The following is a 3,709-nucleotide window of genomic DNA, read 5'->3' on the forward strand; positions in this document are numbered from 1 at the left end:
GCACCGCACCCGGGACCGCAAGGGCGCCCGGGCCGTCTGGTTCGCCGGGCTCTCGGCGCTCGCCGGCTTCGTGGTGATCTCCCCCGTGATCTCCCTCACCAGCCTGATCCTCGGCGTCACCTCCGTCTTCTTCGGACTGACCGTGATCGCTCCGGCCGCGGGCCTCGTCTTCGGCATCCTGGGCCTGCGGAGGGAGCCGACCGGCCGCACGCTCTCGATCTGGGGCATCGTGCTCAACTCCGTCATGCTCGGCCTCGTCCTGCTGTTCGCGATCGCCGTGCTCGTCGTGGTAGTGCTCGTGCCGCTCGCGGCCCTCGCGTCGGGCAGCGACTACCGCTGATCCGCCGCTTCCCGCGTCCCGCGCCTCCTGTCCGCTCCGGCGGCGGGAGGCGCGGTCGTTCCGCGCCCGCCGAGCGGACGCTCCGCGCCCGCGTCCGCCGCCGCCCCGCGCCCCGGCGATAGGCTGGCCGCGCAGTTCGCGAGCCCCCTGCACCCTCCGGGGCCGCACGACGACAGCAACGGAGCTGGACGTGACCCTCGCACCGAGCACCCTCCCCGACCGCGACCCGGAAGGCAGAGCCCTGGACGACACCGAGACCCCCGCCACGCGCACCGAGAGCGACTCCCTCGGCTCGATGGAGATCCCCGCCGAGGCCTACTGGGGCATCCACACGGCGCGGGCCCTCGACAACTTCCCGATCTCGAAGCGCCCCATCTCGATCTACCCCGATCTCGTCCGGTCCCTCGCCACGGTCAAGCTCGCGGCCGCCCGGGCCAACACCGAGCTCGGCAGTCTCGCCCCCGCCAAGGCCGAGCTGATCGAGGCCGCGTGCCGCCGCATCATCGACGGCGAGTTCCACGACCAGTTCGTGGTCGGGGTGATCCAGGGCGGCGCCGGCACCTCGACGAACATGAACGCGAACGAGGTCGTCGCCAACGTCGCACTCGAGATCGGCGGCTTCGAGCGGGGCGACTACGCGCACCTGCACCCCCTCGACGACGTCAACCGCAGCCAGTCCACCAACGACGTCTACCCGACCGCGATCAAGATCGCGATGACCTGGTCGCTGCGCCGCCTGCTCGACGAGCTGGCGCTGCTGCGCGAGTCGTTCTCCCGCAAGGCGGTCGAGTTCGGCAGCGTCCTGAAGGTCGGCCGCACGCAGCTGCAGGACGCGGTGCCGATGACGCTCGGCCAGGAGTTCCACGGCTTCGCGACGACCCTCGGCGAGGACCACGCCCGTCTCTCCGAGACCATCTGGCTGCTCGCCGAGGTCAACATCGGAGCCACCGCGATCGGCACCGGCATCACCGCCGATCCGCGCTACGGCGCAGCTGCGGTCCGCCACCTCAACGAGATCACCGACCTCGACCTCGAGATGGCGCAGGACCTCGTCGAGGCGACGAGCGACACCGGCGTCTTCATGTCGTTCTCGAGCGCGCTCAAGCGCTCCGCGATCAAGCTGTCCAAGATCTGCAACGACCTGAGGCTCCTCTCCTCGGGCCCTCAGGCCGGCTTCGGTGAGATCAACCTGCCTCCGCGCCAGGCGGGATCCAGCATCATGCCCGGCAAGGTGAACCCGGTCATCCCCGAGGTGGTCAACCAGGTCGCCTACTCGGTGGCCGGGGCCGACGTCACGGTCACGATGGCGGCCGAGGCGGGTCAGCTCCAGCTCAACGCCTTCGAGCCGGTGATCGCGCACTCGCTGCTGCAGAGCATCACCTGGATGACGCAGGCCTGCAGGACGCTCCGCGAGAACTGCATCGACGGCATCACCGCGAACGTCGACCGGCTCGAGGCCATGGTCGCCTCCTCGGTCGGCGTCGTGACGGCGCTCACCCCGAGCATCGGCTACACCGCGTCCGCCGCCCTCGCGAAGGCCGCCCTCGCGACCGGCCGCAACATCGCCGACCTGGTGGTCGAGGCGGGGCTGATGTCCCGCGAGGAGGTCATGCGGCTGATCTCGCCGGCGCGGCTCTCGGGCATCGAGGCGATGACCGCGGCGCTCCCGATCATCGACCCCGCGCCGGAGGCGTGACCGCGGCCGCGAGGCGCGCCCCGGCGTAGCTGCGCCAGGGCGCCCAGCGGCGTCCGGCCTCGGTCAGCGCGCGCTCGCCGGCGGGCAGGCCGAGCGCCGCCGCGCCCCGCCGGAGCACGGGATCCCCGGTGAGCAGGACGTCGGGATCTCCGGTCGCCCGCTGCGCCACCTCGCCCGCCGTGGCGGCGTCGATCCCGGGGACCGCCAGCAGCTGCTCGGCGAGCTCCTCCCGGTCGGCGTCAAGCCGCAGGGCTCCCTCGGCGAGCAGCGTGCAGATCCGCACCAGCACGTCGGCGGATCCGCGGAGCACGTCGGCGGCGTGCTCGGCGATCACCGCGGGGGAGGGGAAGGCGCGTGCGATCGATCCGCTCGCCACAGACTCCGGGAGCGTCGCGCCGAGCGCCGCGACCAGCCGTGCAACCTCCCGCCGGCCGAGCAGCGCGCGCACCAGCGTCTCGGCCGGATCGACGGAGCCGGGCACGCGGACACCGGGGCGGGCGGCGACGCTCGGAGCGAGTGCGGGATCGGCCGCGAGGGCCTCGTCCACGGCGCGGGCATCCGCGTCCAGGTCGAGAACCCGCCTCACCCGGGCGACCAGCGGCCCGACGTCGGCGACGGAGACGAGAGTCGCGCTGCAGCGGACGCTCTCCCCGTCCGCCGCCAGCCGGACCAGCGCCGCGCCCCCGGGCAGGACGAGCGAGCGGGCGTAGCCGCCGGGCGACGCCTCCTCGATGCCCGGAAGCGCGGCGCCGCCGAGCACGTCGAGCACCCCGGGATCGAACGGAGCCCGCACTGCCAGCCGGAGCTCCAGCGTGGTCGCGCCGTCATGGACGCTCGCCTCGGAGCGCGTGCCGCGGGCGGAGGCGCGCAGGGCCGTCGGGGTCCGCTCGTACACCTCCGCCAGGGTCGCGTTGAACTGCCGGATACTCGTGAAGCCGGCAGCGAAAGCGACGTCGGACACGGGCAGGTCGGTGCTCGTGAGCAGGAGCCGGGCGGTCTGGGCGCGCTGGGCGCGCGCGAGCGCCAGCGGAGGCGCGCCCAGCTCCTCGCGCAGGATGCGGCCGAGGTGGCGCGCGCCGTAGCCGAGCCGGGCGGCCAGCCCCTCGACCCCCTCGCGGTCGACCACTCCGTCGGCGATCAAACGCATGGCGCGCGCCGCCGTGTCGTCGCGCAGGTTCCACTCGGGGGAGCCGGGGACGGCGTCCGGCAGGCAGCGCTTGCAGGCGCGCAGCCCCGCCTCGTGCGCGGCGGCGGCCGTCGGGTAGAAGCGCACGTTCGCGCGCCGCGGTGTGATGGCGGGGCAGCTCGGACGGCAGTAGATGCCGGTGGTGTGCACGCCGGTCAGGAACCGCCCGTCGAACCGGGAGTCGCGGGAGGCGACGGCGCGGTAGCGCTCCTCGAAGAGCGGATCGGAGTCGGGCACGCCTCGAGCCTCGCACGCGGCGGCGTCGAGCAGGAGCGGGAATCGGACACGGGCGTCGGCACCCCGGCCCTCCTCCACGCGCCCGGCGCGTGTCAACCGCCGACAGTCCACCCCGCCGGTGCCCTACTGTCGGCCCCATGAGCGCCTATCCGCCGTCCGAGCTGCCCCGCCATCACACCGCGGCGCGCGAACGTGCGCTTCTACCCGACGGCCGCCGCCGCGCACGAGGCGGGGCTGCGCGCCTGCAAGC

General features: G+C 73.9%; 3 protein-coding genes and 1 pseudogene. 3 read left to right on the top strand and 1 reads right to left on the bottom strand.

What is annotated here, in order from left to right; translation table 11 throughout:
• Both C5C27_RS18255 and C5C27_RS16895 read left to right on the top strand, forming a co-directional pair.
• A partial coding sequence (locus C5C27_RS18255; protein ID WP_104314982.1) for a hypothetical protein occupies window positions 1–340 on the top strand: 340 nt, incomplete at its 5' end.
• Window positions 341–581: 241 nt separating this feature from the next.
• Window positions 582–2,036: an aspartate ammonia-lyase gene (locus C5C27_RS16895; RefSeq protein ID WP_258066843.1), complete on the top strand. Its 1,455-nt coding sequence runs from the start codon at window positions 582–584 to the stop codon at window positions 2,034–2,036.
• On the opposite strand, the gene C5C27_RS16900 is transcribed toward C5C27_RS16895, so the two are convergent.
• Window positions 2,011–3,459 carry an Ada metal-binding domain-containing protein gene (locus C5C27_RS16900; protein ID WP_181133579.1) on the bottom strand — a complete coding sequence of 483 codons (1,449 nt, stop codon included), beginning with the start codon at window positions 3,457–3,459 and terminating at the stop codon, window positions 2,011–2,013. The genes C5C27_RS16895 and C5C27_RS16900 overlap by 26 nt on opposite strands.
• Window positions 3,460–3,612: 153 nt before the next feature.
• Between C5C27_RS16900 and C5C27_RS16905 the strand changes: the two are divergent.
• Window positions 3,613–3,709, top strand: a pseudogene (locus C5C27_RS16905) (Ada metal-binding domain-containing protein); the annotation flags it as partial.

This window comes from Rathayibacter sp. AY2B7 (assembly GCF_002931635.1).
Lineage (GTDB): Bacteria > Actinomycetota > Actinomycetes > Actinomycetales > Microbacteriaceae > Rathayibacter.